27 protein-coding genes and 2 tRNA genes are annotated in these 26,742 nt (G+C 63.7%); 14 read left to right on the forward strand and 15 right to left on the reverse strand.

Annotated elements, in window-relative coordinates; translation table 11 throughout:
* Positions 1–2: 2 nt before the first annotated feature.
* Together HSDC_RS12810 and HSDC_RS12815 are read right to left on the reverse strand one after the other, a co-directional pair.
* A complete protein-coding gene (locus tag HSDC_RS12810; RefSeq protein ID WP_064700335.1) occupies positions 3–1,307 on the reverse strand; it encodes an NCS2 family permease in 1,305 nt (434 codons plus the stop codon).
* 175 nt (positions 1,308–1,482) lie between these two features.
* Complete coding sequence (locus HSDC_RS12815) at positions 1,483–2,112, reverse strand: riboflavin synthase (RefSeq protein ID WP_064700336.1); 630 nt, start codon at positions 2,110–2,112, stop codon at positions 1,483–1,485.
* A 442-nt stretch (positions 2,113–2,554) separates the two neighbouring features.
* Between HSDC_RS12815 and HSDC_RS12820 the strand changes: the two genes are divergently transcribed.
* The 4 genes from HSDC_RS12820 to msrC all read left to right on the forward strand — a co-directional run bounded on the left by HSDC_RS12820 (position 2,555) and on the right by msrC (position 5,690).
* The gene (locus tag HSDC_RS12820; RefSeq protein WP_064700337.1) at positions 2,555–3,613 is read left to right on the forward strand and encodes a methionine ABC transporter ATP-binding protein; all 1,059 of its coding nucleotides are present in this window, start codon (positions 2,555–2,557) and stop codon (positions 3,611–3,613) included.
* Entirely contained in the window at positions 3,594–4,247 is a 654-nt protein-coding gene (locus HSDC_RS12825) for a methionine ABC transporter permease (RefSeq protein ID WP_064700503.1), read from the forward strand. The genes HSDC_RS12820 and HSDC_RS12825 overlap by 20 nt, the downstream gene beginning before the upstream one ends.
* Positions 4,248–4,347: 100 nt before the next feature.
* Positions 4,348–5,136 (forward strand): MetQ/NlpA family ABC transporter substrate-binding protein, encoded by a 789-nt coding sequence (locus HSDC_RS12830; protein ID WP_064700338.1) that lies wholly within the window; start codon positions 4,348–4,350, stop codon positions 5,134–5,136.
* A gap of 101 nt (positions 5,137–5,237) precedes the next feature.
* The gene (gene msrC, locus HSDC_RS12835; protein WP_064700339.1) at positions 5,238–5,690 is read left to right on the forward strand and encodes a free L-methionine (R)-S-oxide reductase MsrC; all 453 of its coding nucleotides are present in this window, start codon (positions 5,238–5,240) and stop codon (positions 5,688–5,690) included.
* A gap of 146 nt (positions 5,691–5,836) precedes the next feature.
* Here msrC and HSDC_RS12840 read toward each other — a convergent pair.
* From HSDC_RS12840 to glpK, 3 genes are all read right to left on the reverse strand, one after another.
* A tRNA-Val gene (locus HSDC_RS12840) sits at positions 5,837–5,913 on the reverse strand.
* 35 nt (positions 5,914–5,948) lie between these two features.
* Positions 5,949–6,025 (reverse strand) — tRNA-Val (locus HSDC_RS12845).
* A 107-nt stretch (positions 6,026–6,132) separates the two neighbouring features.
* On the reverse strand, positions 6,133–7,641 hold the full coding sequence (glpK, locus tag HSDC_RS12850) for a glycerol kinase GlpK (protein ID WP_064700340.1): 1,509 nt from the start codon (positions 7,639–7,641) through the stop codon (positions 6,133–6,135).
* Between the two features lie 223 nt (positions 7,642–7,864).
* Here glpK and HSDC_RS12855 point away from each other — a divergent pair, with 223 nt between their 5' ends.
* The gene (locus HSDC_RS12855; protein WP_064700341.1) at positions 7,865–8,623 is read left to right on the forward strand and encodes a DeoR/GlpR family transcriptional regulator; all 759 of its coding nucleotides are present in this window, start codon (positions 7,865–7,867) and stop codon (positions 8,621–8,623) included.
* 198 nt (positions 8,624–8,821) lie between these two features.
* Entirely contained in the window at positions 8,822–10,327 is a 1,506-nt protein-coding gene (gene glpD, locus HSDC_RS12860) for a glycerol-3-phosphate dehydrogenase (RefSeq protein WP_064700504.1), read from the forward strand.
* Positions 10,328–10,372: 45 nt separating this feature from the next.
* Here the strand turns inward: glpD and HSDC_RS12865 are convergent, their stop codons facing one another.
* Positions 10,373–10,969, reverse strand: a complete 597-nt coding sequence (locus tag HSDC_RS12865) for a histidine phosphatase family protein (protein ID WP_064700342.1) — start codon at positions 10,967–10,969, stop codon at positions 10,373–10,375.
* A gap of 245 nt (positions 10,970–11,214) precedes the next feature.
* Between HSDC_RS12865 and HSDC_RS12870 the strand changes: the two genes are divergently transcribed.
* Complete coding sequence (locus HSDC_RS12870; protein ID WP_064700343.1) at positions 11,215–12,279, forward strand: endonuclease/exonuclease/phosphatase family protein; 1,065 nt, start codon at positions 11,215–11,217, stop codon at positions 12,277–12,279.
* 82 nt (positions 12,280–12,361) lie between these two features.
* On the opposite strand, the gene HSDC_RS12875 is transcribed toward HSDC_RS12870, so the two are convergent.
* Positions 12,362–13,741 carry a class II fumarate hydratase gene (locus HSDC_RS12875; RefSeq protein ID WP_064700344.1) on the reverse strand — a complete coding sequence of 460 codons (1,380 nt, stop codon included), beginning with the start codon at positions 13,739–13,741 and terminating at the stop codon, positions 12,362–12,364.
* 254 nt (positions 13,742–13,995) lie between these two features.
* Here HSDC_RS12875 and HSDC_RS12880 point away from each other — a divergent pair, with 254 nt between their 5' ends.
* From HSDC_RS12880 to ehuB, 3 genes are all read left to right on the forward strand, one after another.
* Entirely contained in the window at positions 13,996–14,370 is a 375-nt protein-coding gene (locus HSDC_RS12880) for a phasin family protein (RefSeq protein WP_064700345.1), read from the forward strand.
* 105 nt (positions 14,371–14,475) lie between these two features.
* Positions 14,476–15,015, forward strand: coding sequence for a hypothetical protein (locus HSDC_RS12885; protein ID WP_064700346.1), 540 nt, complete (start codon positions 14,476–14,478; stop codon positions 15,013–15,015).
* Between the two features lie 144 nt (positions 15,016–15,159).
* Positions 15,160–16,035, forward strand: coding sequence for an ectoine/hydroxyectoine ABC transporter substrate-binding protein EhuB (ehuB, locus tag HSDC_RS12890; RefSeq protein WP_064700347.1), 876 nt, complete (start codon positions 15,160–15,162; stop codon positions 16,033–16,035).
* 5 nt (positions 16,036–16,040) lie between these two features.
* On the opposite strand, the gene hda is transcribed toward ehuB, so the two are convergent.
* Both hda and HSDC_RS12900 read right to left on the reverse strand, forming a co-directional pair.
* On the reverse strand, positions 16,041–16,742 hold the full coding sequence (hda, locus tag HSDC_RS12895; protein ID WP_064700348.1) for a DnaA regulatory inactivator Hda: 702 nt from the start codon (positions 16,740–16,742) through the stop codon (positions 16,041–16,043).
* Complete coding sequence (locus HSDC_RS12900) at positions 16,739–17,815, reverse strand: AI-2E family transporter (protein ID WP_064700349.1); 1,077 nt, start codon at positions 17,813–17,815, stop codon at positions 16,739–16,741. Before HSDC_RS12900 ends, hda begins: the two co-directional genes overlap by 4 nt.
* Before the next feature lie 158 nt (positions 17,816–17,973).
* On the opposite strand from HSDC_RS12900, the gene purM reads away from it, so the two are divergent.
* Both purM and purN read left to right on the forward strand, forming a co-directional pair.
* On the forward strand, positions 17,974–19,047 hold the full coding sequence (gene purM, locus HSDC_RS12905; protein WP_064700350.1) for a phosphoribosylformylglycinamidine cyclo-ligase: 1,074 nt from the start codon (positions 17,974–17,976) through the stop codon (positions 19,045–19,047).
* Positions 19,044–19,778 carry a phosphoribosylglycinamide formyltransferase gene (gene purN, locus HSDC_RS12910; RefSeq protein ID WP_064700351.1) on the forward strand — a complete coding sequence of 245 codons (735 nt, stop codon included), beginning with the start codon at positions 19,044–19,046 and terminating at the stop codon, positions 19,776–19,778. The genes purM and purN overlap by 4 nt, the downstream gene beginning before the upstream one ends.
* A 50-nt stretch (positions 19,779–19,828) precedes the next feature.
* Here purN and HSDC_RS12915 read toward each other — a convergent pair whose 3' ends face one another.
* Together HSDC_RS12915 and HSDC_RS12920 are read right to left on the reverse strand one after the other, a co-directional pair.
* On the reverse strand, positions 19,829–20,062 hold the full coding sequence (locus HSDC_RS12915; RefSeq protein ID WP_064700352.1) for a hypothetical protein: 234 nt from the start codon (positions 20,060–20,062) through the stop codon (positions 19,829–19,831).
* 84 nt (positions 20,063–20,146) lie between these two features.
* On the reverse strand, positions 20,147–20,683 hold the full coding sequence (locus HSDC_RS12920) for an SGNH/GDSL hydrolase family protein (protein ID WP_137055305.1): 537 nt from the start codon (positions 20,681–20,683) through the stop codon (positions 20,147–20,149).
* Between the two features lie 316 nt (positions 20,684–20,999).
* Here HSDC_RS12920 and HSDC_RS12925 point away from each other — a divergent pair, with 316 nt between their 5' ends.
* Complete coding sequence (locus HSDC_RS12925) at positions 21,000–21,404, forward strand: MmcQ/YjbR family DNA-binding protein (RefSeq protein WP_244534459.1); 405 nt, start codon at positions 21,000–21,002, stop codon at positions 21,402–21,404.
* 86 nt (positions 21,405–21,490) lie between these two features.
* Here HSDC_RS12925 and dcd read toward each other — a convergent pair whose 3' ends face one another.
* The 3 genes from dcd to HSDC_RS12940 all read right to left on the reverse strand — a co-directional run bounded on the left by dcd (position 21,491) and on the right by HSDC_RS12940 (position 24,076).
* Positions 21,491–22,057 (reverse strand): dCTP deaminase, encoded by a 567-nt coding sequence (gene dcd / locus HSDC_RS12930; RefSeq protein ID WP_064700354.1) that lies wholly within the window; start codon positions 22,055–22,057, stop codon positions 21,491–21,493.
* 76 nt (positions 22,058–22,133) lie between these two features.
* Entirely contained in the window at positions 22,134–22,955 is an 822-nt protein-coding gene (apbC, locus tag HSDC_RS12935) for an iron-sulfur cluster carrier protein ApbC (protein ID WP_073292152.1), read from the reverse strand.
* A gap of 134 nt (positions 22,956–23,089) precedes the next feature.
* Positions 23,090–24,076 carry a coiled-coil domain-containing protein gene (locus HSDC_RS12940; protein WP_064700355.1) on the reverse strand — a complete coding sequence of 329 codons (987 nt, stop codon included), beginning with the start codon at positions 24,074–24,076 and terminating at the stop codon, positions 23,090–23,092.
* Between the two features lie 239 nt (positions 24,077–24,315).
* Between HSDC_RS12940 and HSDC_RS12945 the strand changes: the two genes are divergently transcribed.
* Positions 24,316–25,245: a YihY/virulence factor BrkB family protein gene (locus HSDC_RS12945; protein ID WP_064700356.1), complete on the forward strand. Its 930-nt coding sequence runs from the start codon at positions 24,316–24,318 to the stop codon at positions 25,243–25,245.
* Positions 25,246–25,263: 18 nt separating this feature from the next.
* On the opposite strand, the gene HSDC_RS12950 is transcribed toward HSDC_RS12945, so the two are convergent.
* The gene (locus HSDC_RS12950; protein ID WP_082920037.1) at positions 25,264–26,736 is read right to left on the reverse strand and encodes a phospholipase D-like domain-containing protein; all 1,473 of its coding nucleotides are present in this window, start codon (positions 26,734–26,736) and stop codon (positions 25,264–25,266) included.
* Positions 26,737–26,742 lie beyond the last annotated feature (6 nt).

Here is a 26,742-nt window from a genome sequence, read left to right on the forward strand (position 1 = left end):
TGTCAGTCGAGGAACAGGAACTTGGCAGCGAAGATCAGCGCCAGCACCACCACAGCAGGGTTCAGGTCCTTGAAACGCCCTGAAAGCGCCTTGATGGCCACAAAGCTGATGAAGCCAAGCGCGATGCCCTCGGCAATCGAGAAAGTCAGCGGCATGGCCAGTGCAGCGATCAGCACCGGGGCCGCCTCGGTGGCGTCGTCCCAATCGGCGTGGGCCAGGCTGCCGGCCATCAACACTGCCACGTAAAGCAGTGCACCGGCCGTGGCATAGGCAGGAATCGAGCCGGCCAGCGGCGAGAAGAACAGGCTGATCAGAAAGAGCGCGGCCACCACCACGGCGGTGAGCCCGGTACGGCCGCCGGAGGCAATGCCGGCCGTGGATTCGATGTAGCTGGTCGTGGTCGAGGTTCCCAGCACGGCACCCGCCATGGACGCAGTGCTGTCGGCCATCATGGCACGCCCGATGCGAGGCAGTTTGCCGTTCTCGTCGAGCAATCCTCCACGATGCGCCACCCCGACCAGAGTGCCGGACGTATCGAACAGATCGACGAACAGAAAGGCGAAGATCACGCTGAACATCGCCACGTCCAGAGCGCCGGCAATATCCAGCGACATCAGAGTCGGCGCGATGGACGGCGGCATGGACATCACGCCGCCGAACTCGTTATGCCCCAGCAGGATGGCCAGGAGGGTCACGCCGAGGATGCCGATCATGACCGCGCCGGTCACACGCAGGTATGCCAGGGCCGTGATCACGAAGAAGCCGAGCAGCGCATAGAGGGCCGAAGGTGCCGAAAGATCGCCCAGGGCCACGTAGGTGGCCTCGTTGGCGACCACGATACCGGCATTCTTCAGGGCGATCATCGCCAGGAACAGGCCGATGCCCGCGGCGATGCCGAGCCGCAGCGACATGGGGATCGAGTTGATGATCCACTCGCGGATACGAAAGATGCTGAGCAGAAAGAAGGTGAAGCCGGACAGGAACACCGCCCCTAGCGCGGTCTCCCAGCTGTAGCCCATGCCCATCACGACGCCATAGGTGAAAAAGGCGTTGAGCCCCATGCCCGGCGCCTGGGCGATCGGATAGTTGGCCCACAGCCCCATGATCAGACACCCGATGGCCGCCGCCACGCAGGTCGCCACGAACACCGCGCCATAGTCCATCCCCGATTCCGAGAGGATGCTCGGATTGACGAAGATGATGTAGGCCATGGTCAGGAAAGTGGTGATACCGGCGATCACCTCGGTCTTCACATTCGTGCCATGCTCGGCAAGCTTGAAATGGTCATCGATCAGACGTTTCAACATGGGGAACATCCTGCGCGGGGACGTCATGCGTCCGGGGTGCGAGAAAAGCCGCACATGGTAGCGGATGGCGCTCCGGGATGCGAGACACCACCCCCGCCGGCACGGCACATGACTGTCTATATAAGCGGCTCCCGGTTCAGAGCGCCACTCCGGTCACCAACGCGGGCTGAACGGCTCAGTCGACACGCTCGGCCATCACTCGCTCGACCGTCTCGACGATCGCCTGGGTCTGGGGATCGATCTCGAGATTGACGCGATCTCCCGGAACACGGTCGGCAAACACGGTGCGCGCCAGCGTCTCGGGAATCAGGTCCACGCAGAAACGCGTTCCGCGCCCCTCGGTGCCAGGTCGCACCTCGCCGATGGTCAGGCTGGCCCCGTCCAGGCCGACGTACCCCTTGTCGAACAGGAAGCGCGCCAGCCGCTCGGGCGGCTCGAACCAGAGCCGCCGATTGTTGGGTGCCTGCTCGACGTCCACCAGCTCGGCCGTCCCCATGACGTGACCCGACATGGCATGACCGCCGATCTCATCGCCGAAACGCGCTGCACGCTCGATATTGACGCGATCCCCGACCTCAAGATCCCCCAGATTGGTGACTCTCAGCGTCTCGCGCATCAGGTCGAAGCCGACACGCCTCCCATCGATGGAGGTGACCGTCAGGCAAGCACCGTTGTGCGCCACCGAGGCGCCGATCTCCAACCCCTCGCACAGCGCCTCCGGCAACCACAGCACATGTGTGCGAAAAGCCTCGGCCTCCTTGATGACCACCACCTCGGCGGTTCCCTGGACGATACCCGTGAACATGACGAATCCCCATTGATTGAGCCAATGCCGAACGGCGAAAAGGTAACCAGTCTATGAAAACCAGCCAGCCGGCGTCCACGTCACCAGCTTGCGCCAGCTACCGCCGCGGCACCTGGCTGTCGCCGTGATGCCATAAATATTACTGCACCTGAGCGACGCATAGTCCTTTTTTGCTGTATCAAGGCAGCATCGCCACCAGAGTCGTCCAAAGCGATTGACAAACACCCGTATGACACCTAGGATTTCGCGCTACATTTCGTAGGCGCCGATTTGTACCCGGATTGCGGGCGCCGACGTCGCGGCGGCATGTCCGGCGCGTTGTGAAATGCAGCTAAAAGGGTGTGTCCAGCGTTGATGGCCACCCGTCAGGGTGGCCTTTTTTTGGCCTCCCGAACCTGCCCGCCCGCTCCGCGACCCTGCGGCGCCACCGCCTGGTGGCCAGATGATCCGACTGCAGAACGTTTCCAAGACCTATTTTCCCACGAGCAAGCGCCGCAACGCCCGAGGTATCGAAGCCCTCAAGGCGGTCGACCTGCATGTCCCTCAGGGACAGATCCATGGCGTGATCGGCCTCTCCGGGGCCGGCAAGTCGACCCTGATTCGTTGCGTCAACCTCCTCGAGCGCCCTACCACCGGCACGGTGACCGTGGATGGCCAGGAGCTCACCGGGCTGTCCGGCGAAGCTCTCAATCAGGCACGCCATCGCATCGGCATGATCTTCCAGCATTTCAACCTGCTGACCTCGCGCACCGTATACGACAACATTGCCCTCCCCCTGGAACTCATGGGCATGAAGCGTGGCGACATTCGCGAACGGATCACACCGCTGCTCGAACTGGTCGGCCTGGACGACAAGGCGCGCCAGTATCCGGCCCAGCTCTCCGGCGGCCAGAAACAGCGCGTGGCCATCGCCCGCGCCCTGGCCAGCCGTCCACGGGTGCTGCTCTGCGATGAGGCCACCTCAGCGCTCGATCCCCACACCACGGGCGCCATTCTCGAGCTGCTGCGCGACATCAACCAGAAGCTCGGTCTGACCATCCTGCTGATCACTCACGAGATGGAGGTGGTCAAGTCGATCTGCCACCGGGTCAGCCTGATCTCCGACGGCGAGCTGGTTGAGGAAGCCGATGTCGGCGACTTCTTCACCTCGCCAACCACCCAGCTGGGACGCGACTTTCTCAACGACTTCCTCGAACTCGAGCCGCCCGCCGCGCTCATCGAACGCCTCGAGGAGACGCCGGGCGAGCACAGCCACCCGGTCGTGCGCCTGGCGTTCTCCGGCGATGCCGTCTCCACCCCGCTCGTCTCGCGCCTGGCTCGGGAATGCGGTGTCGATGTCAGCATCCTCCAGGCCAAGGTCGAATCGATCCAGGACCGCACCCTGGGCCTGATGATTGCCGAACTGATGGGCGATGCGCACGATACGCGCCGCGCCCTCGACTATTTGCGAAACCACGATCTGCAAGTGGAGGTGCTCGGCCATGTCCAGCGCGATGATTAACCTGATCCTCGGGGCCACCCTGGATACCCTCTACATGGTCGCGGTATCCGGCCTGATCGCCGCGGCGCTCGGCATCCCGCTGGGCGTGATGCTCTATGTCACCCGGCCGCGCCAGATCCTCGCCCAGCCAGTGCTCAACAGCGTGCTCGGCATCATCACCAACATCGGACGCTCGATCCCTTTCATCATCCTGATGGTGGCCATCATTCCGTTCACCCGCGCCCTGGTCGGTTCTTCTATCGGCACCAACGCGGCTGCCGTTCCGCTGACCATCGCCGCCATTCCCTTCATTGCCCGACTGGTGGAAGGGGCGCTGAATGAGATATCCCCCGGGCTCGTCGAGGCCGCCCAATCCATGGGCGCCACGCCCTGGCAGATCATCACCAAGGTACTGCTGCCCGAGGCGCGAGGAGGCATCTTCACCGCCCTGACGGTGACCATCGTCACCCTGGTCAGCTACTCTGCCATGGCCGGCGCGGTGGGCGGCGGCGGCCTGGGCGACCTGGGCATTCGCTATGGCTACAACCGCTTCAACCCCACCATCATGCTGATCACCGTGGCAATCCTGGTGATCATGGTCCAGGGTTTTCAGAGCCTCGGCGACTACCTGGTACGCAAGAGCGACCACAAATGATGTACCACGGACGCTGATAACCAAAAAGAATTACACATATCCTGGTTATTCCAATAACATAACCATGAGCTCATGATTTCCTCGAAGGGAGACATCACATATGCGCAACTTCCTGATCGGCGGCCTGGCCGCCTCCGTCCTGGCCTTCGGCCAAGCCAATGCCGATGAGCAGACCCTCAAGGTCGGCACCGTCGCCGGCCCGGAAACCGAGGTCATGCAAGTCGCCGCGGATATCGCCGAGCGCGAGCACGGCCTGAACGTCGAGATCATCGAGTTCACCGACTATGTGACCCCCAATGCCGCCCTGGCCGACGGCAGCCTGGACGCCAACGCCTATCAGCACGAGCCCTACATGCAGTCGATGGTCGAAGACCGCGGCTATGACTTCGCCATCGCCGGCCGCACCTTCGTGTACCCGATCGGCGCCTATTCCGAGAAGTACGACAGCATCGAGGCACTGCCGGATGGCGCGACCATCGCCCTGCCCAACGACCCGTCCAACGAGGGGCGCTCCCTCATCCTGCTGCACAACGAGGGGCTGATCACGCTGGATGATCCGGAAAACCTCGAAGCCACGCCGCTGGATGTGGTTGAAAACCCCCATGGTTTCGAGTTCCGCGAGATCGAGGCCGCCCAGCTGCCCCGCGTGCTGCCCGATGTCGACATGGCCTTCATCAACAACACCTTCGCGCAGCCGGCAGGCCTGACCCTGGACGACGCCTTGCTCAAGGAAGGCGCAGAGTCGCCCTACGTCAACATCATCGCCGTACGTGCCGGCGACGAGGACAAGGAAAGCATCCAGCAGCTGGTCGATGCCTACCAGAGCGACGAAGTGGAAGCCAAGGCCGAGGAACTGTTCGGCGCCCAGGCGGTACCTGGCTGGAAATGAACAGAGACGGATGGGCGCCCCTGGTACCCGTCCGGATCATCGAAGCATCGGAATGTCGGGGCCGGCCGCTGTGCCGGCCCCTCGCGTTGTAAGGAGAGACCATGACCGACTACACCCTGCTCGGCCGACAGCTGGATGCCTTGCTGGATACTCCCGACTGGCTGACCAACAGCGCCCAGACCTGCGCACTGCTCATGCAGGAAATCCCCGCTCTCAACTGGGCGGGCTTCTATCTCCAACGCCAGCCGAACATGCTCCATTTAGGGCCCTTCCAGGGCAAGCCGGCCTGCCACCCCATTCCCTTCGACAAGGGCGTATGCGGCGCGGCAGCCCGGACCCGCCAGACCCAGCGCATCGACGACGTCCACGCCATCGCCGACCACATCGCCTGCGACAGCGCCTCCCAGGCCGAGCTGGTCGTGCCTGTCGTCGTCGATGATCGCCTGTGGGGCGTACTCGACCTCGACAGTCCCGAACGCAATCGCTTCTCCGAGGCCGACCAGGCCGGCATCGAATCACTGGTCGAGATATTCATCGCCCGCACGACCTTCTGACACTCTCCCCGGCGCCAGCCACGACGTCGGGGCCTGACGCCAGCCGTCGCAGCCTTGTACGATTCGCCTCACAAGCAACCGACTCCCGGACACCGGGCGCACACGAAAAAGCCCCACGGCAAGAAGACCATGGGGCTTTCGGGATCTGGTAGGACCAGGCGGATTTGAACCGCCGACCTCCACGATGTCAACGTGGCGCTCTAACCAACTGAGCTATGGTCCTCTATCGAAGGCGTGTCGAGATGGGAAGCAATATCTTGGTAGGACCAGGCGGATTTGAACCGCCGACCTCCACGATGTCAACGTGGCGCTCTAACCAACTGAGCTATGGTCCTACGTCCCTCGGCGATGTTCGCCTCGACAACGGATGCGTATTCTACGCATCCCGAGCCGAAATGCAACCCCCGATTGTCACGAGCCGATTCCTTCAACGGCCCGAGGATCAGTGACTTGGGTCATGCGCCGAAGGTGCCGAACGCACCCTCTCCACCGCTTCCAGCCAACCGGCATAGAGTCGGCTGCGCTCCTCTTCCGGCATCTCCGGCTCGAAGCTTCGCTCGCAACGCCATAGACCGGCGATCTCCTCGAGGTCCTGATACCAACCGAGCTTCAGCCCCGCCAGATAGGCGGCCCCCAGGGCCGTGGTCTCCAGCACCGTGGGCCGATCGACCCTCACGCCCAGCATGTCGGCCAGAAACTGCATCACCCAGTTGTTGGCCACCATGCCGCCATCGACTCTCAGGGTCCCCGGCGCGGCCGTCATGTCGTCATTGATGCACATCTGCAGATCCCGGGTCTGGTAACAGACCGCCTGCAGGCCGGCGGCGACGATCTCGGCGATGCCGGTGTCGCGGGTCAGGCCGAAGATGGCGCCGCGTGCCTTGGGATCCCAGTACGGCGCCCCTAGCCCGGTAAAGGCCGGCACCAGATAGACGCTGTGCCCACGGCGCGTCTTGCGCGCCAGCGCCTCGGTCTCGGCGGCATCGGCGAACAGCTGCAAGCCGTCTCGCAACCACTGCACGGTGGCCCCGGCGACGAAGATGCTGCCTTCCATGGCGTAGGTCGTCACGCCATTCAGGCGGTACCCGACCGTCGTCAGCAGCCGGTTGCGCGACACACCCGCCTCATGACCGGTGTTGACGATCATGAAGCAGCCGGTGCCATAGGTGCTCTTGCCCATGCCCGGCGCAAAGCAGGCCTGCCCGACCAGCGCCGCCTGCTGGTCGCCCGCCACGCCCGCGATGGGCAGCTCTCCCCCCAGCCATTCGGCATCGGCATGGCCGAAGTCATCACTGGAATCCCTGACCTCCGGCAACAGGCTTTCGGGAATGCCAAAGAGCTCGAGCAGCGATGGATCCCAGCGCTGCTCATGGATATTGAACAAGGCGGTACGCGACGCATTGGTGGCATCCGTGGCATGCACCCGTCCACCGGTCAAGCGCCAGATGAGAAAGGTATCGACGGTGCCGAAGGCCAGCTCGCCCCGCTCGGCACGCTCCCGGGCATCAGGCACGTTATCCAGGATCCAGGCCAGCTTGGTGGCCGAGAAGTAGGGATCGATCAACAGGCCGGTGCGCGATTGCACCAGCTCGGTATGCCCCGCCTCACGAAGCCGCTCGCAGGTTTCGGCAGTACGCCTGTCCTGCCAGACGATGGCATTGTAAAGCGGCTCGCCGGTGACACGGTCCCATACCAGGGTGGTTTCTCGCTGGTTGGTGATGCCGATGCCGAGAATGTCACCGATGCCGATATCCGCGTTGTCGATGGCCTCCCGGCAAGTGGCGACCACCGTTTCCCAGATCGCCTCGGGGTCGTGCTCGACCCAACCATCCTCGGGAAACTGCTGGGGGAACTCTCGCTGGGCGGTAACGGCGACATGGCCCTCGCGATCAAAGAGAATGGCGCGGGAACTGGTGGTGCCCTGATCGATGGCGAGCAGATGAGAAGCCATGAAAGCGTCCTGTCGTTGTAAGAAGCGCAGCTTTCAGCGCTTCCTGATCGGCCAATTTCGTTTTGCAACGTCAATGTTCGTTTACGATCATAAAGCCTACTCCAGTGGCCTTGCCCACTCAATTGGAGAAAGGCCGTGATGACTACGACCTTCGGCGCATACCGGCGACTCACTGCATCACCGCCACCGATGCAGTAGAATCGTCGACATCCAAGGAGTCGCCATGAATCAACAACAACGCCAGGCCAGCATTCTCGAACTGGTAGGACGCCAGGGCTACGCCAGTATCGAGCAGCTCACCGAGCATTTCGCGGTCACGCCGCAGACCATACGTCGCGACCTCAACCAGCTCTCGAGCGAGGGCCGCATTCGCCGCGTGCATGGCGGCGCCGGGCTTGAATCGAGTACGGTCAACACCGCCTATTCGACCCGCAAGACACTCAATCTGGAAGCCAAGCAACGCATCGCTGCCCTGCTCGCCCGGCAGATTCCCGACCATGCCTCGCTGTTCATCAACATCGGCACCAGCAACGAGGTCATCGCCGAGGCACTATTGCATCATCACGGCCTGGAGGTCATCACCAACAACCTCAATGTCGCGGCCATCCTGCAGCACAAGGAGGACTTCAACGTCATCATCGCCGGCGGCCAGATACGCTCCCGGGATGGCGGCATCATCGGCGAGGCCACCATCGACTTCATCAATCAGTTCAAGGTCGACTACGGCATTATCGGCATCAGTGGCATCGACGAAGACGGCTCATTGCTCGAGTTCGACTATCAGGAAGTCCGAGTCGCCCAGGCCATCATCCACAATTCCCGTCAGGTCTTCCTGGCCGCCGATCACTCCAAGTTTCAGCGCAATCCCGTGGTACGCCAGGGCAACCTCGCCCAACTCGACGCACTGTTCACCGATCGCGAGCCCCCGGAGAGCATCAAGCGGCTATTGACGCAGCACGACGTGACACTCTACCTGGCCTGATCCCACGATCCGTGGCGCTTGTGCTGCCGGCGCCGCCCTCCTTCGCCGCATCGCTCAACGCCACTCCACCCAGCCCCGCGTCACGCCCACTTGAATGAGCGGGCCGGCTTGATGTTCGAATTCGATTGTTATATTTTCGTTTTCAAACACATCATGTTCACCTACGAACCCGGCAGCTCGCCGGTCGGAGCTTGTGCGATGAGCACTTCCAAGGACCACATCCTGGATCTTTTCGTGATCGGCGGCGGCATCAACGGCACCGGTATCGCAGCCGACGCCGCCGGTCGCGGCCTTTCGGTCGCGCTATGCGAACAGGCCGACCTGGCCAGCGCCACTTCCTCGGCCAGCAGCAAGCTGATCCATGGCGGCCTGCGCTACCTGGAACACCACGAATTCCGACTCGTCAGGGAAGCGTTGCGCGAGCGCGAAGTGCTGCTCGCCAAGGCGCCGCACATCATCCGCCCCCTGCGCTTCGTGCTGCCGCATCGCGCACATCTGCGGCCCGCCTGGATGCTGCGGGCCGGTCTGTTCCTCTACGATCATCTCGGCAAGCGCCAGAGACTCTCCGGCTCCCGGGGGATTCGCCTGTCGTCATCACTGGGCCTGAAGCCAGACATCCGCCGAGGCTTCGAATACTCGGACTGCTGGGTCGACGACGCTCGACTGGTGGTGCTAAATGCCATGCATGCCCAGCGCCATGGTGCCGGCATCATGGTCAGGACACGCTGTGTCGCCGCGCGGGACCATCGCGACCACTGGGAGATCGAGCTGGAAGACGGCGATACCGGTCGACGCTTCACTCGCTACGCCCGAGCCCTGGTCAATGCCGCCGGCCCCTGGGTTGACAGTGTGGTGCGCGGCCAGGCGGGACGAGTCTCGCGCTACGGCGTTCGCATGATCCAGGGCAGCCACCTGATCGTGCCGCGCCGCAACGCCGACGAGCGAGCCTTCATCCTGCAGAACACCGACCAGCGCATCGTCTTCGTTTTGCCCTACGAGGAGGATTTCAGCCTGATCGGCACCACGGATCGTCGCTATCAGGGCGACCCGTCCCGGGTCGAGGCCAGCGAGGAAGAAATCGATTATCTCCTCGACGTCGTCAACGACCACTTCGCCACGCCCCTGACGCGCCAGGACGTCCTGCGCACCTTCTCCGGCGTGCGCCCCCTGTGCGACGACGAATCGGCAGACCCTTCCGCCATGACCCGCGACTATACGCTGGACCTGGACGACAGCAGCGGCGCACCGCTGCTGTCGGTGTTCGGCGGCAAGATCACCACTTATCGCAAGCTCGCCGAAGCGGCCCTCGATGCCCTCACCCCGCACTTTCCCGGGATGAGCGGTAGCTGGACGGAGAGCGCCGCGCTCCCCGGTGGCGACATCGACGATCAGGCAAGTTTCGCGGCACGCCTCGAGACCGACTATCCCTTCCTGGGCAAGGCCCAGGCGCAGCGCTTCGCACGCAGCTACGGCACCCTGTGCCTGGCATTCCTGGATGGAGCGCGTAGCATCGAGGATCTCGGGGAATCGTTCGGTGCCGGCCTGACCGCCGCCGAAGTCGACTACCTGGTGGAGCATGAGTGGGCACGTCGACCAGAGGACATCCTTTGGCGACGCACCAAGCTGGCCTTGCGGCTGACGCCCGACCAGCAGCAGCGCCTGGCGGAATACCTGGCACGCGACCGACTCACTGCCATCGCCTAGGCGCGGTGACGAGAATGTCGCTGAGGCCAATACCAGGAGATTGGCTCAGCTCTCGAACAACGCCACCACCTCGGCGGGTCGCAACGGCGACCGGTCGCGGTGACGTCGCAGATCGAAACCCGTCACGGCGGACAACAGGATCTGCAGCGGATCGCCATGGCTCACCAGCAACACGACGCCTCCTGCTGCGCGACGCTCCAGCTCGCGCACGACCGCCACCATGCGCGCGGCAACCGCCTCGACGGGCTCGACACCGAATCGCGCATGGCTCGCATCGACGGCGTCACAGGCCCAGACATCCGCATAGCGGGCGTCCTCCTCCCCCTCGAGCTCCCCGAACCCTCGCTCACGCAGCCCGGGATTCGGCGTCACGGTGACACCAAAGTGCTCCGCCACTCGAACCGCCGTCTGGGTCGTACGCAGGAAATCGGAATGCACGACATGTGTCGGCACCTCCCAATGCCAAGTCTCCAGGATATCGTCCACCTCCTTGCGTCCTTGCGGCGACAGACCGAAAGACGCGATGCCTTGCCCCGGTGAACTGATGATGCGCCCCTGTCGATTGGCCTCGCTATGGCCGTGACGCATCAACAGGTAACGATTGCGGCAACCTGACGGGTCGAGCGATAACGTGTCTGACATCGAGTCGATACACTCCTGAAACGCAGAAACTGAAACGTCTTTCGAGAAGGAATCATCACCACACTTCCTGAAACGCATGCGTCTGTATACCAACGAGTCTCGAGGCATGCCATGTCGCGCTCCTTGATCGTGTCGCGTGAGACCCTGCCGCGACGCGCACGACGGACCAGCGGCCGGCTCTCCCATCGCTGCACTATCCGCGGTATGCTCCGCTATACCACTGGCATCGACATGGAGGACGTGCCGTGCTGTCCGTCATCATCGCGACCCTTGCCATCCTGCTTCTGGGAATCACGATTCTTGCCCGACTGCCGTTTCACTGGTGGTGGATACGCAGCTGCGAGTTTCCGCGTCTACAGATCGCCACGCTGGCACTGCTGACCTTGTTGCTCGCCCCTCTCACCGAGGCACCATGGCGCTGGATGATCGTGGCAAGCAGCCTTGCCACCCTCGTGGTCCAGGCCTGCTACATATTGCCGTGGACACGCCTTTGGCCCGTGCAGGTCCAGCGCAGCGAACCCGGCCATGACGATCGCTGCATTCGTCTGCTGGTCGCCAATGTGCTGACACCCAATCGCAATGCCGAAGGGCTGGTCGATCTCATTCACGCGCATCAGCCGGATATCGTCCTGACCCTCGAGTCAGACGACTGGTGGGGCCGTCAACTCGATGCCGCCCTGGCCAACCAATGGCCACACGCCGTACGCATTCCCCAGGACAACCTGTACGGCATGCACCTCTATTCACGACTGCCCCTGGTTTCACCGCAGGTCGAGCGGCTGATCCAGGACGACATTCCGTCCATATCGACCGGGGTCACCCTGCCCTGCGGGGACGACATCCAGTTGTACGCCGTGCATCCTCGACCGCCGGCACCCAACGAAAGCGAGGAATCGCTGTGGCGTGACGCCGAACTGTTGCTGATCGGCAAGCGCATCCACGATGCCCCCGCCCCGACCCTCGTGGCCGGCGACCTCAACGACGTGGCCTGGTCACGCACGACCCGGCTCTTCTGTCGCATCAGCGGCATGCTCGATCCACGCCGAGGTCGCGGCATGTTCAGCACTTTCCACGCACATTATCCATTGCTGCGCTGGCCGCTCGATCATGTCTTCTCCAGCGAACACTTCACGCTACGCGACATGCGGCGTCTGCCGGGGTTCGGCTCGGACCATTTCCCGATTCTCACCACGCTCTGCTATCGCCCCTCCCGAGCCGATGAACATGAAACACCTGAGGCGGACCGCGACGAGCACCACGAAGCGCACTCCACGATCCGCGAAGGCAAGGAAAGGGAACAGGAGACATAAGCTGAATGCCCCCGACAACATCGGGTCAAGGGGCTTTTCTTCCCGCTTCAAGCGTACGACTTCAAGCTCCCGGGCGCCCCGGTCATTCCGGTATCCCACCCCGTGTCAGGGCCGCCGGGTCGAGCAGGCGCTCCAGCTCCTGGCGCGACAGCTCGGTCTGCTCCTCGGCAACCTCGATGATCGGCCGCCCCGCCTGGTAGGCCTGCTTGGCGATGGCCGCCGCAGCGTTGTAGCCAATCACCGAGTTCAATGCCGTGACCAGGATGGGATTGCGCGAGAGCGGTTCGCGCAGTTGATCCTCGCGCACCTTGAAGGTGGCAATGGCACGATCGGCCAGCAGGCGCGAGGTATTGCTCATCAGGGTGATCGCGGTGAGCAGGTTGTTGGCCACCAGCGGCAGCATGACATTGAGCTGGAAGTTGCCGCTCTGGCCGGCCACGGTCACCGCCGAATCCAGACCGATGACCTGGGCGGCGGCCTGGGCGGCCGACTCGGGAATCACCGGATTGACTTTGCCCGGCATGATCGAGCTGCCCGGCTGCAACGCCTCGAGCTCGATCTCGCCGAGGCCGGCCAATGGCCCGGAGTTCATCCAGCGCAGGTCGTTGGCAATCTTCATCACCACACAGGCCAGGCCTCGCAGCTGGCCGGAAAGCTCCACCGCGGCATCCTGGGAACCGAGGCTGGCAAAGAAGCTGTCGTTGGGCGTCAGCGTCAGCCCGGTGCGCTGGCCGAGTTCCCGGGCCATGCGCTCGGCGAACTCGGGATGGGCGTTGATACCGGTTCCCACCGCCGTGCCGCCCTGGGCCAGACGGCAAAGCCGCGCCATGGCACTGTCGATTCGCTCGATGGCCTGCCCCACTTGGCTCGACCATCCACCGAGTTCCTGGCTCATGCGCAGCGGCATGGCATCCATCAGGTGGGTGCGGCCGGTCTTGACCACCTCATCGAGCTCGGCGGCCCGACTGTCGATCGTTTCGCGCAGGTGCACCAGTGCCGGGCGCAGTTCGCGAGTCACCTCCAGCGCCGCCGACAGGTGCAGGGCTGTTGGAATCACGTCGTTGCTCGACTGTCCCATGTTGACGTGATCATTGGGGCCGACATCGACACCTTCGGCGGCGGCCAGGTGAGCGATCACCTCGTTGACGTTCATGTTGCTCGAGGTCCCGGAGCCGGTCTGGAAGACATCCACCGGAAACTGATCGTCATGCCGTCCGTCGATCACCGCTTCGGCCGCCTTGACGATGGCCTCGGCACGCGGCCCATCGAGCAGCCCCAGGTCATGGTTGACCCTGGCCGCAGCACGCTTGATATGCGCGATGGCATGGATGAAGGCCGCCGGCATGGATTGCCCGGAGACCGGAAAGTTGTTCACCGCACGTTGAGTCTGAGCGCCGTAGAGGGCCTCGGCCGGCACTTCCAGCTCGCCCATGCTGTCACGCTCGATACGCTTGTCGCTCATTTTCGCTTCCTCGTCGGCATATCCTGCTCTCACCATGGCGATGCCGCGGTCAGCTTGCAAGGCGCTTATGAACGATTCCTGATCGCATCGTTCACTTCTCCTCCGGGATGCGCCGTTGCGCACGTGCATTTTTTTACATTCGGCATGTTGCGACGCACAAAAGCGCCTGCTATTGTGCATTGCAACATGAACGAGAAGGCATCGGCGGATCGCCCAGGCCTTCACCGAAGACCGACCCCAGGAGGGTGCAGACGATGCGCGACTTCAATACCCAACAGTTCACCGAGCAATTCGAATCCCTGTTCTTCGGCCCGGCACGCGCCTATGCGTCGCTGTCCGTGGACTACACCGAAAAGCTGCTGCGCGCTCAGCTGGATGCCAGCCAGGCCTACACCGAAACCGGCATCGCCCAGCTGCGTTCCCTGCTCGACGTCAAGGATGCCGACGGTCTGCGTACCTACATGGAAGGCCAGCAGAAGGTCACCAAGGAGTTGACCGAACGCTTCAAGAATGACGCCGAAAAGGTCGTCTCCCTGCAGCAGGATTTCGTCCAGCAAAGCCAGAAGCTGGCCGACGCCAACGTCAAGCAAGCCTCCGAGAGCGTCGAGAAGGCCACCCGCAAGGCCTGATCCTCGTTCCGACACGGCGCCCCAAGGGCCACCGCTACTGGCGGTGGCCCTTTTGCGTTAAGCTCTTGCGGCACACAGGGCCAATGCTAAAGAAAGAGAGACGCCATGCGCCATATCCTTCTGCCCCTTCTACTGGGCACCGTTCTCGCGGGCTGCCAGGCCCTTCCCCCATCGAGCGGCACGCAGCGCGATGACTCGGTCGACATCACCGATATCAGCGAAAAGCCCGCTACCGATACTGGTCGCGTACCGCGACAGGTCGACTTTCCCGCGGACGAGTATGCCGCCCTCGAGAAAACCGGCAACGCCGCGCTCAGTGGTCGCCTGACCCTCGACACCCCTTCCGGCACCGTGGTCGGCGCCGGCGAGACCGTCTCGGTGGCGCCGGTCACCACCTATTCCGCTGAAGCGGCCGAACAGGCCCTGGCCGGCCGCGCGGTGGAACGGGCGGATCCACGAGCCCGCGCCTATACCCACACGACCCGCACCGATGGCAATGGCTACTTCATGCTGCGCGGCCTGCCCTCCGGACACTTCTATGTATCAGGTAGCCTGGTTGACCCTTCGAGCGGCCAGCGCAAGGTCATCATTCACGAGACACGCCTGGGTGATGGCCAACACCGCGAGATACAACTGAACCGGTAACGCCACCGCCGATGGCGGCCACCAGGGTAGCGATCTACGCTGTGAGAGGAGTCTCACGCCACGCAGGAGACTCGGAATGCCTGCCTTGGCAGGCATTCCAGCGATGTCTCCCTGCCTGGTGGTGCCAAACGGAGGAGGTAGGCAATGGACGAAAAGGACATCGACAGCACACGCCTCGCCTGGCTGGCCGTGCCATTGGCAGTGATCCTGGCGGCTCCGACCGCCCTGGCCGCATCACTGGAGGAACTTCGCCAGCAGGGCAGCATCCGTGTCGCCGTGGCCAACGAGGTGCCCTACGGCTATCTGGACGATGAAGGTCAGGGCCAGGGCGCCGGCCCCGAGGTGGCGCGCCACGTGCTCGAGGAAATCGGCATCGATGATATCGAGTGGGTCGCCACGTCCTTCGGCGACCTGATACCGGGCCTCGAGGAAGGACGCTTCGACATGGCCGCCGCCGAGATGGCCATTCGTCCCGAACGGTGCGAACGCGTGCTGTTCTCGGCGCCCAACACCTCCTATGGCGAAGGACTGCTGGTCAGGGCCACCAATCCCCTCGACATTCGCGGCTACGAAGACTTCGCCAGTCGTGACGACATCAGCGTCGCCGTTCTGCAGGGCGCGACCCAGGTCGATATCCTTCGGGCACTCGAGGTTCCCGACGATCGGATGACCACCATAGCGTCCAACGACGCCGCCATCGAAGCGCTGCTGTCCGATCGCGCCGATGCCTATGCCGGCACCGGCCTCACGGTCAGTCAGCTCGGTGGCCAGAGTCCGGATGTCGAGGTGGTGGAAGGCTTCGAGGATCCCAAGGTAGACGGCAAGATCGTCCGGAGCTGGGGCGGGTTCACCTTCCCCACCGACGCCGAGACGTTGCGGGATGCCTTCGATGACGCCCTCACGGACTATCGTCATACCCAGGAATGGGAAGACACCCTGACGCGCCACGGTTTCACCCAGGATGACGTCCTCAATGCCTTCCGCTTCGAGACCGAGTGGCTGTGCCGCCAGGAGACATGAGCGCGCTACCAGCCCAGCGCCTGCTTGACGAAAGGAATGGTGAGCTTGCGCTGGGCCGAGAGCGAAGCTCGGTCCAGGGTTTCCAGGACGTCGAACAACGCATCCAGGCGTCTGGGGCCACGATGCAGGATGTATCGGGCGACCTCGTCGGGCAGCTCCATGCCTCGCCCCCGAGCGCGCAACCGCAGGGCGTCGAGGCGCCCCTGGTCATCGAGCCCGGGGACCTGAAACGTCATTCCCCAGGTCAGGCGGGATGCCAGATCGGGTAAGGTGACCGCCAGTTGCCGAGGGGGCACCGAAGCGGCGACGATCAGGCGTCGCCCGTCGTCCCGCAGCCGATTGAAGGCATGGAACAATGCCTCTTCCCAGCGTTTGCGACCAACCACCCGATCCAGATCATCGATGGCCACCAGGTCGAGCCTTTCCACCTCCTCGAGCATCAACGGCGGAAAGTGCCCCAGCTCCTCGAGTGGCAGATAGAGGGCCCGCCGGTCCTGATCGGAAGCGGCATGGCAGGCCGCCTGCAGAAGATGGCTGCGTCCCACGCCATCGCTCCCCCACAGGTAGAGGAACGGCTCGCCACTCTCGTCCAGCTGATGCTTCAGGCAGGCCACCAGGGTCGCGCTGGGGCCAGGATGAAAGTTGGCGAAGGTGGCATCGTCTCGCAGCCCCACGCCCAGGGGCAACTGCGCGGGCGCTCGACTCATGGCGACTCCTCGTTCGAAGCTCGGTGGTCCGCGTCATAGAGCGCACTGTTTTTATAGCGATCGTGCAGATAACGCAACACCACCATGACCATGGCCGCCACCGGCAGCGCCACCAGCACCCCGGTGAAGCCGAACAGTTGGCCGCCGGCCAGCACGGCGAAGATCACCGCCACCGGGTGCAGGCCGATCTTGTCACCCAACAGCTTGGGCTGCAGCACGATGCTCTCGATGAACTGGCCAAAGCCGAAGACCGCCGCCACGCCCAGCAGCATCCATATCTCGCCTGACTGGAAGAAGGCGACCAGGCCGGATACCGAGATACCGACAATCACGCCGAGATAGGGCACGATACTGGCAAGCCCCGACAGCAGCCCGATCAAGAGCCCGAACTTCACGCCGAGCAAGGTCAGGCCAATGGCATAGATAATCCCGAGGCACAACATGACGATCAGTTGCCCGCGCAGGAAGGCCGAGAGAACTTCATCGCATTCCCCGGCCAGTCGCACCACCGTCGGCTCCCAGCGACGCGGCAGCGAACCGCGCACCTTGGCCACCAGGTCATCCCAGTCCAGCAGCAGGTAGAAGGTCACCACCGGAATCAACGCCAGGTTGCCGACCATCGCGACCAGTGCCAGTCCCGACTTCGACACCTGGGCCAGCAAGGTCGCAGCGAAGGTGCCGGTTTCCTTCCAGTTGTCGACCAGTGCCTGACGCATCTGATCGAAGTCCGTGCTGAGATCCATCCCCGTCATCGACTGGACGCGCGGCACCACCGTGCTCTGCACCCAGCCAAGAATGGCGGGCAACGACTCGATCAGTTGTCCTATCTGCCGGCCCAGGACCGGGATGACAAGCAACAGGCTCAAGACGATGATCAGCGTCAGCAGCAAGAACACCAGCGATACCGCCAATCGTCGCGACAGTCCCTTCTCCTCGAGCCGATCGGCCAGCGGGTCACCGAGATAGGCCAGCACCATGCTGACGAAAAACGGCATCAACACCGGTTCTATGCTGATCAGGAACCATAACCCCAGCGCCGCCAGTACGGCCGCTATCCAACCTTGTCTACGCATCCTGCTCTCCCTGTGCGATGCCCGGTGTGGCGGTGCGTGCCACGCCTCGTGATGCTACAATCTGCGCCCGATCTTGCCCACCGCGGCGTCCTTGCGCCAATTGACGGCCAAGGCACCGGGACGCGCCTTCGACAGCAATGTTCATAACAGGACAGGCCATGACCGATTCCACCAAGCGCCCGAACGGCGCCTCGCTCAGCTACAAGGATGCCGGCGTCGACATCGATGCCGGCAATGCCCTGGTCGACCGCATCAAGGGCGTCGCCCGTCGCACGACTCGTCCCGAGGTGATGGGCGGGCTGGGCGGCTTCGGCGCGCTGTGCCAGCTCCCCAGCGGCTACCGCGAGCCGGTGCTGGTCTCCGGCACCGATGGCGTGGGAACCAAGCTGCGCCTGGCCATGGATCTCGGCCGGCACGACACCATCGGCATCGATCTGGTGGCCATGTGCGTCAACGACCTGGTCGTTGCCGGCGCCGAGCCTCTGCTGTTCCTCGACTACTATGCCACGGGCAAGCTGGATGTCGACATCGCCGCGGATGTGGTGACCGGCATCGGCCAGGGCTGCGAACAGGCCGGCTGTGCTCTGGTCGGCGGCGAAACCGCCGAAATGCCCGGCATGTACGAGGGCAGCGACTATGATCTGGCCGGCTTCTGCGTCGGCGTGGTCGAGAAAGACGAGATCCTCGATGGCCAGCGGGTCGACGAAGGCGATGTCCTGCTCGGCATGGCCTCATCCGGGCCCCACTCCAACGGCTACTCGCTGATCCGCAAGATTCTCGAGCTCAGCGAGGCATCCCTGGACACCGCCATCGACGGCCGCCCTCTGGGCGATGCCCTGATGGCGCCGACCCGCATCTACGTCAAGCCGCTGCTGTCCCTGCTCAAGGAAACCGACATCCCGGTCCATGCGCTGTCCCACATCACCGGGGGCGGGCTGCTCGAGAACCTGCCCAGGGTCCTGCCCGAGGGCACTGCCGCCCGCATCGACGCCGCAAGCTGGAAACGTCCGGCGGTCTTCGACTGGCTACAGACCCAGGGCAACGTCGACGAACACGAGATGCATCGCGTGCTCAACTGCGGCATTGGCATGGTTCTGGTGGTACCGGCGGATCGGGCCGACCAGGCCCGCGCCCACCTCCAGGCCCAGGGCGAGACGGTATACCGCATCGGCGACATCGTCGCACGCGGCGAGAATGACGAGGCGGTCCGACTGGAGAACCTGAACGAATGAGCGAGACCGACTACCCCAGCGACACCCTGCAGGACTTCACCCCCGAGCCCGCCGAGCCGCGGCGGATCGTGGTGCTGATCTCCGGCAACGGCAGCAATCTCCAGGCACTGATCGAAGCCCAGGAGCACGACCGCCTCGGCGGCGAGATCGCCGCGGTGATCTCCAACCAGCCCGACGCCTACGGCCTCAAGCGGGCTCGCGATGCTGGCATCGACGCCGTGGCGCTGCCCCATCGGGAATACGAGAGCCGTGAAGCCTTCGATGGTGCGCTGATCAAGGTTATCGAGCGCCACGAGCCCGACCTTGTGGTCCTGGCCGGCTTCATGCGCATTCTCACCCCTCGCTTCGTCCAGCGCTTCCTGGGCCGAATGCTCAACATCCACCCCTCGCTGCTGCCAGCCTACCAGGGCCTGCACACCCATGCCCGAGCCCTCGCCGATGGCGTGACCGAGCATGGCTGCAGCGTGCACTTCGTCACCGAAGAGCTGGACGGCGGCCCGGTGGCACTCCAGGCCGAGGTAAGGGTCGACCGCACGGACTCCGAAGACAGCCTGAAGGATAAGGTGCAGGCCCGCGAACACCTGATCTTGCCCATCGCCGTGAACTGGTTCCTCGAAGGCCGCCTCAAGCTGGCGGGCGACGCCGTCACCATGGACGGCACCCCTCTGCCCGCTACCGGCATGCGCCTTTCCCACGACGATGCCGCCGAGGAGCTGGACGAAGACGACTGAACACTTTACCAGCCCCCACTGACCACGTCGGGGGCTGGTAGCGTCGCCACTTAGAAGGCCAGGCTAGCGCCAACCTCGAAATGGGCGGCGATGTCATCCCATGTCTCGGCACCGGCCCCTAGATGCAGCCTGCCATTCTCGCCTAGCCACATGCGCCAGCCGGCATCGACGCGCAGGTAGTGATCGCTGTCGCGCTCCATGTCATCGGCACTCCATGCATTGCTCGGCAGGCTGGCCAGGCGTACCTCGGCCGCTTCGTCAGCGTCGAGGTGGCGATACGCCACGAAAGGCGCGGTGTATCAGGGCAAATCACTGTCCGCGAACCGATAATCGAATCGCACTTCAGCACTGACCCCATCCCCTTCGGATCACCCGAGAGCGTGCACCCCCGCCTCGGCCAGGGCATCCACCGCATCGGCCAAGGTATGAGCGGCGCTGACGGCTTCCTCCGGCCCTGTCACCTGGCCACTCAGGAAATCATTGCCGCCGCCGTTGATGTAGTAGAGCGCCTCCGGGGCGGCCATGCCGCCGACAGCGGGGAGATAGCCGTTCTGGGTCCGGTCGAATGGCGTTCCCGCCTGCACAACCGAGCCACCCTCCTGGGTGATCGAGGCCCATATCTGGCCGGTGGTATACCCGCCCACCGCATAATTGGTGCCATCCAGCAAGCCGGCCTGCTGCCGGCCGATGGAAGTCGAAGGAATCGCGGAGAGGCCCAGCTTTTGTGCCAGCAACTGCGTCGCTACTGGCCCATAGGGTGTAGTGTCGTGGTCCGGTCCCAGCCGGTTGGTAAAGCGTTGCGCATTCAGCCCGCCCGACTCGCCATCCGGAAACTGCCCCGTGTCGCTCAGGCTGTCGCCGAACACATAGACGCTGGAATAAGCTATCGCCGGAGCCGAGGCCATGAGCCCGGCCACTCCCATTCCGGCACAGAGGATGGTAGCCGTCAGGCGGCGAAGCTCGAAGTATTGAGTTATTCCAGCCGTGGTTCCAGAGGGAAGTCCCTTGATCATTATCGTATCCTTTTGTCTTATTGCCCTGTTGCCTTGAAGATCGGTGCGATCCAGCGCCACCGATATCTGAAAAGATTGGCAGCAAAACGTACGATTCAATCAAGTGTTTGCAACATTTTTTACCAAGAGCTCATTACAACCTCCGGGGAAACCCGGATAACAGACACACGAATGAACGTTGGGCGCCCTGTGGTCACGCAGAATCCTGATGGAAAAGCGCCGCCCGGGGAATGTCGCCACCAAGGAGGTCGGAGTGACGTACGACGAATACAATGACGTTTGCCGTTCCCTGCCGGCGACCACCTACGTCATGCAATGGGGCGGTTCTCATGTCTGGAAGGTCGGAGGCAAGGTATTCGCCATCGGCGGCTGGGAGAAGCTCGATATGCCGGCATTCACTTTCAAGGTCTCGGAGCTCGACTTCGAGGTGCTGCGCGATCAGCCAGGATTCAGACCCGCTCCCTACCTGGCCTCGCGCGGCCTGAAATGGATACAGCTATACGACGGCCGCCAATGCCCGAACGACGAGTTGAGCCACTATCTCAGCGAATCGCATCATCTAGTGACGATGGGGTTGAGCAAAAGGTACCGGCGGGAGCTCGGCCTCGAATAACCGCATCGCGAGCCTGCCACGACAAAAGCCGAAGGGGCCTGACAAGCAACCTGGCAGGTCGCCCCTCCGCTTCGGCACAGGCTCATTCAGGTCCGTGGCAGCGTCACCCCACGCTGCCCCATGTACTTGCCCCCACGATCCTTATAGGAGGTGGCGCAGACCTCGTCGGATTCCAGGAACAACATCTGGGCCACCCCTTCGTTGGCATAGATCTTGGCCGGCAGGTTGGTTGTATTGGAAAACTCCAGGGTCACATGCCCTTCCCATTCCGGCTCGAGCGGCGTCACGTTGACGATGATGCCGCAACGCGCATAGGTGGACTTGCCAAGGCAGATGGTCAACACGCTGCGGGGAATGCGGAAGTATTCGACGGTGCGCGCCAGGGCAAAGGAATTGGGCGGAATCACGCAGACATCGCCCTTGATGTCGACGAAGCTCTTGTCGTCGAACCCCTTGGGGTCAACCACCGCCGAGTGGATGTTGGTGAACACCTTGAACTCATCGGAACAGCGGACATCGTAACCGTAGCTGGACGTCCCGTAGGAGATCACCCGCTGGTCGTTCACATAACGTACCTGATCGGCCTCGAAGGGCTCGATCATGCCCTCCTGCTCGGCCATGCGACGGATCCAGTTGTCGGATTTGATGCTCATGGGGTCGTCCTGGTGGGTCGAAACAAGGCCCGCCATGATAGCGGGCACGACGCCTGTCGTCACGGTTCAACAAAGCTCATTCGCTGAACGAGATCTCCGGTCCCTCGTCTACCGGCCCGCCCAGTTGCTCGGCCACCTGGCGCGCCATATCACGGAAGGTAGCGGTCACCTCGCCATCGGGCTCGGCCACCACGGTCGGCTCGCCGCCATCGGCCTGCTCGCGAATCGCCAGGGTCAGCGGCAAGCGTCCCAGCAGGCGGGTATCATATTCCGCCGCGATGCGCTCGCCCCCGCCTTCGCCGAAAATCGGCTCACTGTGGCCACAGTTCGAGCAGACATGCAGGCTCATGTTCTCCACCACGCCGAAGGTGGGCACATTGACCTTGCGAAACATCTCGATGCCCTTCCGGGCATCCAGCAGCGCGATGTCCTGGGGAGTGGTGACGATCACGGCGCCGTCCACCGGCACCTTCTGCGCCAGCGTAAGCTGGATGTCCCCCGTGCCGGGCGGCATGTCGATGAACAGCACATCCAGGTCATCCCACACTGTCTGGGTCAGCAACTGCTGGAAGGCACCGGCCACCATCGGGCCACGCCACACCGTCGGTTCGCGAACGTCGATCATGAATGCCATGGACATCGCCTGCAGGCCATGGGCTTCCAGGGGCTTGAGACGATTCTCGCCGGCCGATTCGGGCCTTGTCCCCTCGGCGACACCCAGCATGCGAGCCTGGCTGGGCCCATGGATATCGGCGTCGAGAATGCCGACGCGATACCCTTCGGCCGCCATGGCCAAGGCCAGGTTGGCGGTGACGGTGGACTTGCCGACGCCTCCCTTGCCGGACGCCACGGCAACGATATGCTTGACCCCTTCGATCACGACTCGCTCCTTTTGCACTTTGGGGGGCCGACCGCCTTGCGGCCGGAGTGACCAGTATACCTGTCCCCGCTCGGCGTCATGCAACGTCGAGCATGCCCATGAACGACAAAGGACGCGCCTTGGCGCGTCCTTTCATCGGCAACTCGAGACGCTCAGGCCTCCTGAGCCTCCTTCTCCTGGTCGGATGACTCCTGCGCCTTCTCGTCGCCCTCGCCTGACTCGGAGGAAGACGATGCGGCCTTGCCATCCTGAGAGCGGGAGGCGTCGCCCTCGCTCGACCCGGAAGACGTCGAGGCGTCGTCACCGGCTTCCGGGCGAGCCTTGCCGTCACTGGCGCCATCGTCGGATGCCACCTCGGCATCCAGGTCAGCCAGGGCATCGCGCCAGCCCGCCAGGTCGCTCTTCAGTTGTGCCAATTGCTGGCTGCGCGCATCGACCTTGGCGTCGAGCCCGGCCAACTCCTGGCGTCCTTCCTGGAGCTTGGCCTGCAAGGCATCCAGCTTGCTGCTGGCATCGTCACGCTGAGCCTGCAGTTGCTGGTGCTGCTCGCGCAATGGCTTCAGGGAAGACTTGAGCTCGTCGCGCTGCTCCTCGAGTTCGGCAACCTCTTTCGCCAGGGTCTCCCGTTGCTGTTCAGCCTTCTTGCGCGCTTGCTCGGCCTCCTTGCGAGCCGCCTGAGCTTCGTCCCGAGCCTGAGTGGCCTTTTCCGCCTCCTGCTGGGCCTGCTCCAGAGACGCCTGATGCGTTTCGAGCTGCTGCTCGGCCTTGTCAACCTTGGCTTGCAAGGGCTCGAGGGCAGCATTGGCTTGCTCGAGCTGCGCCTCGGCCTGCTCCACTTCGGAGGTGACGCTCTCCAACTCTGCCTCGGCGGCCTTGCGCTGCTGTTCGAGCTCAGCGGTACGCGCCTGGAGTTCCTCGACCTCGGTTTGCGCCGCCTCGTACTCAGCCACCTGGCTCTTGAGCGTCTGGTTCTCGGTCTGCGCCGCCTCAAGGCGTGATTGCAGGGAACGACGCGCCTCGTTGCTGGAGCTGACACTGGATTGAGCGAACAGCGCCCAGATCACGGCCACCACGGCCACGATAGCCAGCACCCTGACGCGGTTGTCCTGAAAGAGCTCTCGCATGGAACTGTCTGACATCGGCTTTCTCCCCCGACATGGGTCGATGTGGATGGTATAGGCCCCTTCCCGGGCCATACGCGATGGGTCGATTCAGCATACACCCTGGGGCGCCACCTTGCGCCCCCTCGTCCACACCGGGGCACAATCCTTCACAAGCGAACCTCATGGGGCAGACGTTCGCCATCCCGGCATGCGGCGATTGACGTGAATCGCGTCGAACAGCGTATCATGCCGGAAGATCCTCGACCGGCTTGCCCATGTCTGATTCTCCGGTGCCATCCTCCCGACGCCGCCTGCCACTTCTCGCCAGTCGCGTGGCACACTTCGCCTGGCGGGTACTGACCACCTTCCTGCGCAATCGCGGCATCCTGCTGGCGGGCGGCGTCGGCTACAACGTCCTGCTGTCGATCGTGCCGTTGTTTGCCCTGCTGGTCGTGCTGCTGGCCGGCGTGGTGGACGAACAGCAACTGATGGGCGTGCTGGCCATCCAGGTGCGCCACCTCACTCCCGCCTATGCCGAGGTGGTACTCGATGCGGTGCGCTCGCTGCTCGACTCGCGTGATGCCATCGGCATTCTCGGCATCCCGGTGCTGCTGGTCTTCAGTTCTTTCGCCTTCCGCATGCTGGAGGATGCCCTGGCGATCATCTTCCATGCCCCGGATACCCACGCCGGTCGCTCGGTGTGGGTCTCGGTGCTGATGCCCTATGCCTTCATGCTGGTGCTCGGCGCCAGCCTGCTGAGCCTGACGCTCATGGTCAGCCTGGCCAATACCGTCAATGCGGTCTGGATGGCCTTGCTCGGGCGTGAACTGCCGTTGTCGGGACTCTCCGGCCCGATGCTCAACCTGACCAGTTTCGTCGGCGTCTTCCTGCTGTTCAGCGCCATCTACAAGGTCATGCCGGTCGTACGGATCGCCCTGCACCGCGCCCTGGTCGGCGGCTTCGTCGCCGCCCTGCTCTGGGAAGGCGCGCGCCTGCTGCTGGTCCTCTATTTCACCAACCTCTCCTTCGTCAACGCCGTCTATGGCTCCCTGGCGACGCTGATCGTGATCCTGCTGATCCTGGAGGTCGGCGCCATCATCCTGCTGCTCGGCGCCCAGGTCATCGCCGAGCTGGAACGCAACACCCGCCTGGGCCTGGCCTGGCACATCGACTCCCGCCACCAGGCCGTCACCCACGTCGACTGACGCCCCGACCTTCCGGCATCAGAAGGTGGACAGCCCACTGGCCTCCATCAGTCGATATCGCCACCAGGCCATGGCGCCCACGTCATCGGCCTCGACGTATTCGCGGCTGGTGGTTCGCTGCGGCGTCGAATGCCAGCGTCGCTCGACGTAGTCGATGGCCGCGGCCAGCACCGGCTCGCTCGACACGCCCGTCAAACGTACGCTGGTCTCCAGATTGAGATTATCGAGATTGCGCCGCGTGTAGTTGGCCGACCCCAAGATCATCGAGGCTTCACCGCCCGCAGCGGGTCGATGCAGCAGCAGCTTGGTGTGGCATTGCTCGCCTCGGGTAACGCACCAGCGCACCTCGATGCCGGCCGCCTCGAGCTCCTCGGCCACCGGTCGATTGGGAATGCCACCCTTTTCGATGCCGAAGGCCTCACGATTGGCATCGAGCAGCACCCGTACCTCCACGCCGCGACGCCGGGCCTCGACCAGCGCTTCAATCAAGGGCCGATGCGACAGATAGAAGACCGCGACATCGAGCCGATCGCCGGATGCCGCCCCACGCACCATCTGCAGCAAGGCGTCACGGATCGCCCCTTCGGTCAGTATCTTCAAGCTCGTGCCCGAAGGCTCGGTGGATGACGGCGGCGGTAGAGGCCCCGGCAGCTCCACCCCGGCCCAGGCCGCGACCGGGCGTTCCGAGGCCAGCAGGTCGAGCGCTGCCGGCCCCTCGAAGCGCAGCGCCAGGTTATCGTGCAGGCTGCTCGCATCATGGGGATTGGCAGAGGTCACCAGTCCGGCCCAGCCATCTCCCTGGTCCACCACCAGGGTCTTGCGGTGATTGGCGCGGAAGTTGAGCATCGCCAGATAACTGCGCAGGGTCACGTGTCCTCGCCCCAGGGCATTGGGCAGCCAGCCGCCCTCGGGATCGTTGCCCAGCCGGTCGAGTCCCAGGTGCCAGATACCGGACCAAAGCGGATTGGAGGCTCGCAGTCGGTCCAGATCGGTCTCCACGACCTTGATGCCAGCCTCGCGCAGCCGCTCCAGGTGAGCCAGCGCCAAGCCACCGTACAGCGTGTTCAGCGGATCGGTGATGACCACCACGTCGAGGTCGGGATGACGGGAGCGCTGTGCGATCAATGCTTGAGTCAAGCGGGACGAGAGCGGCACGAAATCGGCGTCTCCCGACGCGGAGCCCGCGAAGTCGTTGAACAGGAACATGTCCATCACGACCAGGCGTCGCGCCTGGGCGATCATCGCCAGGGCCTCGTCGAAGATCGCCTGGTCGAGATGCCGCCGGCCCGAGGCGTCGTACCAGGTCTCGTCGACGAGCAGCCGCGCCCCGGTGACGGGGCGTTCGGGATAGGCCTTTCCGATGCCTTCCGGCAGCGGCTTGTATCGCTGCCAGGCGGCCATGGCCCCCCACAGCACCAACGCGATGGCCAAGGCTCCCCACAACCACATGATCCTGCCGCCTCCCCGGCGGGTACTCGCGAGTCTTGGCATGCCGGC

This window comes from Halomonas caseinilytica (assembly GCF_001662285.1).
GTDB lineage: Bacteria > Pseudomonadota > Gammaproteobacteria > Pseudomonadales > Halomonadaceae > Halomonas > Halomonas caseinilytica.

Excerpts from the sequence above, each read along its gene's own strand:
- HSDC_RS12810 (WP_064700335.1), bottom strand. The coding sequence starts at position 1,307 with ATGTTGAAACGTCTGATCGATGACCATTTCAAGCTTGCCGAGCATGGC.
- HSDC_RS12815 (WP_064700336.1), bottom strand. The coding sequence starts at position 2,112 with ATGTTCACGGGTATCGTCCAGGGAACCGCCGAGGTGGTGGTCATCAAG.
- HSDC_RS12820 (WP_064700337.1), top strand. The coding sequence starts at position 2,555 with ATGATCCGACTGCAGAACGTTTCCAAGACCTATTTTCCCACGAGCAAG.
- HSDC_RS12825 (WP_064700503.1), top strand. The coding sequence starts at position 3,594 with ATGTCCAGCGCGATGATTAACCTGATCCTCGGGGCCACCCTGGATACC.
- HSDC_RS12830 (WP_064700338.1), top strand. The coding sequence starts at position 4,348 with ATGCGCAACTTCCTGATCGGCGGCCTGGCCGCCTCCGTCCTGGCCTTC.
- msrC (WP_064700339.1), top strand. The coding sequence starts at position 5,238 with ATGACCGACTACACCCTGCTCGGCCGACAGCTGGATGCCTTGCTGGAT.
- glpK (WP_064700340.1), bottom strand. The coding sequence starts at position 7,641 with ATGGCTTCTCATCTGCTCGCCATCGATCAGGGCACCACCAGTTCCCGC.
- HSDC_RS12855 (WP_064700341.1), top strand. The coding sequence starts at position 7,865 with ATGAATCAACAACAACGCCAGGCCAGCATTCTCGAACTGGTAGGACGC.
- glpD (WP_064700504.1), top strand. The coding sequence starts at position 8,822 with ATGAGCACTTCCAAGGACCACATCCTGGATCTTTTCGTGATCGGCGGC.
- HSDC_RS12865 (WP_064700342.1), bottom strand. The coding sequence starts at position 10,969 with ATGTCAGACACGTTATCGCTCGACCCGTCAGGTTGCCGCAATCGTTAC.
- HSDC_RS12875 (WP_064700344.1), bottom strand. The coding sequence starts at position 13,741 with ATGAGCGACAAGCGTATCGAGCGTGACAGCATGGGCGAGCTGGAAGTG.
- HSDC_RS12880 (WP_064700345.1), top strand. The coding sequence starts at position 13,996 with ATGCGCGACTTCAATACCCAACAGTTCACCGAGCAATTCGAATCCCTG.
- HSDC_RS12885 (WP_064700346.1), top strand. The coding sequence starts at position 14,476 with ATGCGCCATATCCTTCTGCCCCTTCTACTGGGCACCGTTCTCGCGGGC.
- ehuB (WP_064700347.1), top strand. The coding sequence starts at position 15,160 with ATGGACGAAAAGGACATCGACAGCACACGCCTCGCCTGGCTGGCCGTG.
- hda (WP_064700348.1), bottom strand. The coding sequence starts at position 16,742 with ATGAGTCGAGCGCCCGCGCAGTTGCCCCTGGGCGTGGGGCTGCGAGAC.
- HSDC_RS12900 (WP_064700349.1), bottom strand. The coding sequence starts at position 17,815 with ATGCGTAGACAAGGTTGGATAGCGGCCGTACTGGCGGCGCTGGGGTTA.
- purM (WP_064700350.1), top strand. The coding sequence starts at position 17,974 with ATGACCGATTCCACCAAGCGCCCGAACGGCGCCTCGCTCAGCTACAAG.
- purN (WP_064700351.1), top strand. The coding sequence starts at position 19,044 with ATGAGCGAGACCGACTACCCCAGCGACACCCTGCAGGACTTCACCCCC.
- HSDC_RS12920 (WP_137055305.1), bottom strand. The coding sequence starts at position 20,683 with ATGGCCTCGGCTCCGGCGATAGCTTATTCCAGCGTCTATGTGTTCGGC.
- HSDC_RS12925 (WP_244534459.1), top strand. The coding sequence starts at position 21,000 with ATGGAAAAGCGCCGCCCGGGGAATGTCGCCACCAAGGAGGTCGGAGTG.
- dcd (WP_064700354.1), bottom strand. The coding sequence starts at position 22,057 with ATGAGCATCAAATCCGACAACTGGATCCGTCGCATGGCCGAGCAGGAG.
- HSDC_RS12940 (WP_064700355.1), bottom strand. The coding sequence starts at position 24,076 with ATGTCAGACAGTTCCATGCGAGAGCTCTTTCAGGACAACCGCGTCAGG.
- HSDC_RS12945 (WP_064700356.1), top strand. The coding sequence starts at position 24,316 with ATGTCTGATTCTCCGGTGCCATCCTCCCGACGCCGCCTGCCACTTCTC.
- HSDC_RS12950 (WP_082920037.1), bottom strand. The coding sequence starts at position 26,736 with ATGCCAAGACTCGCGAGTACCCGCCGGGGAGGCGGCAGGATCATGTGG.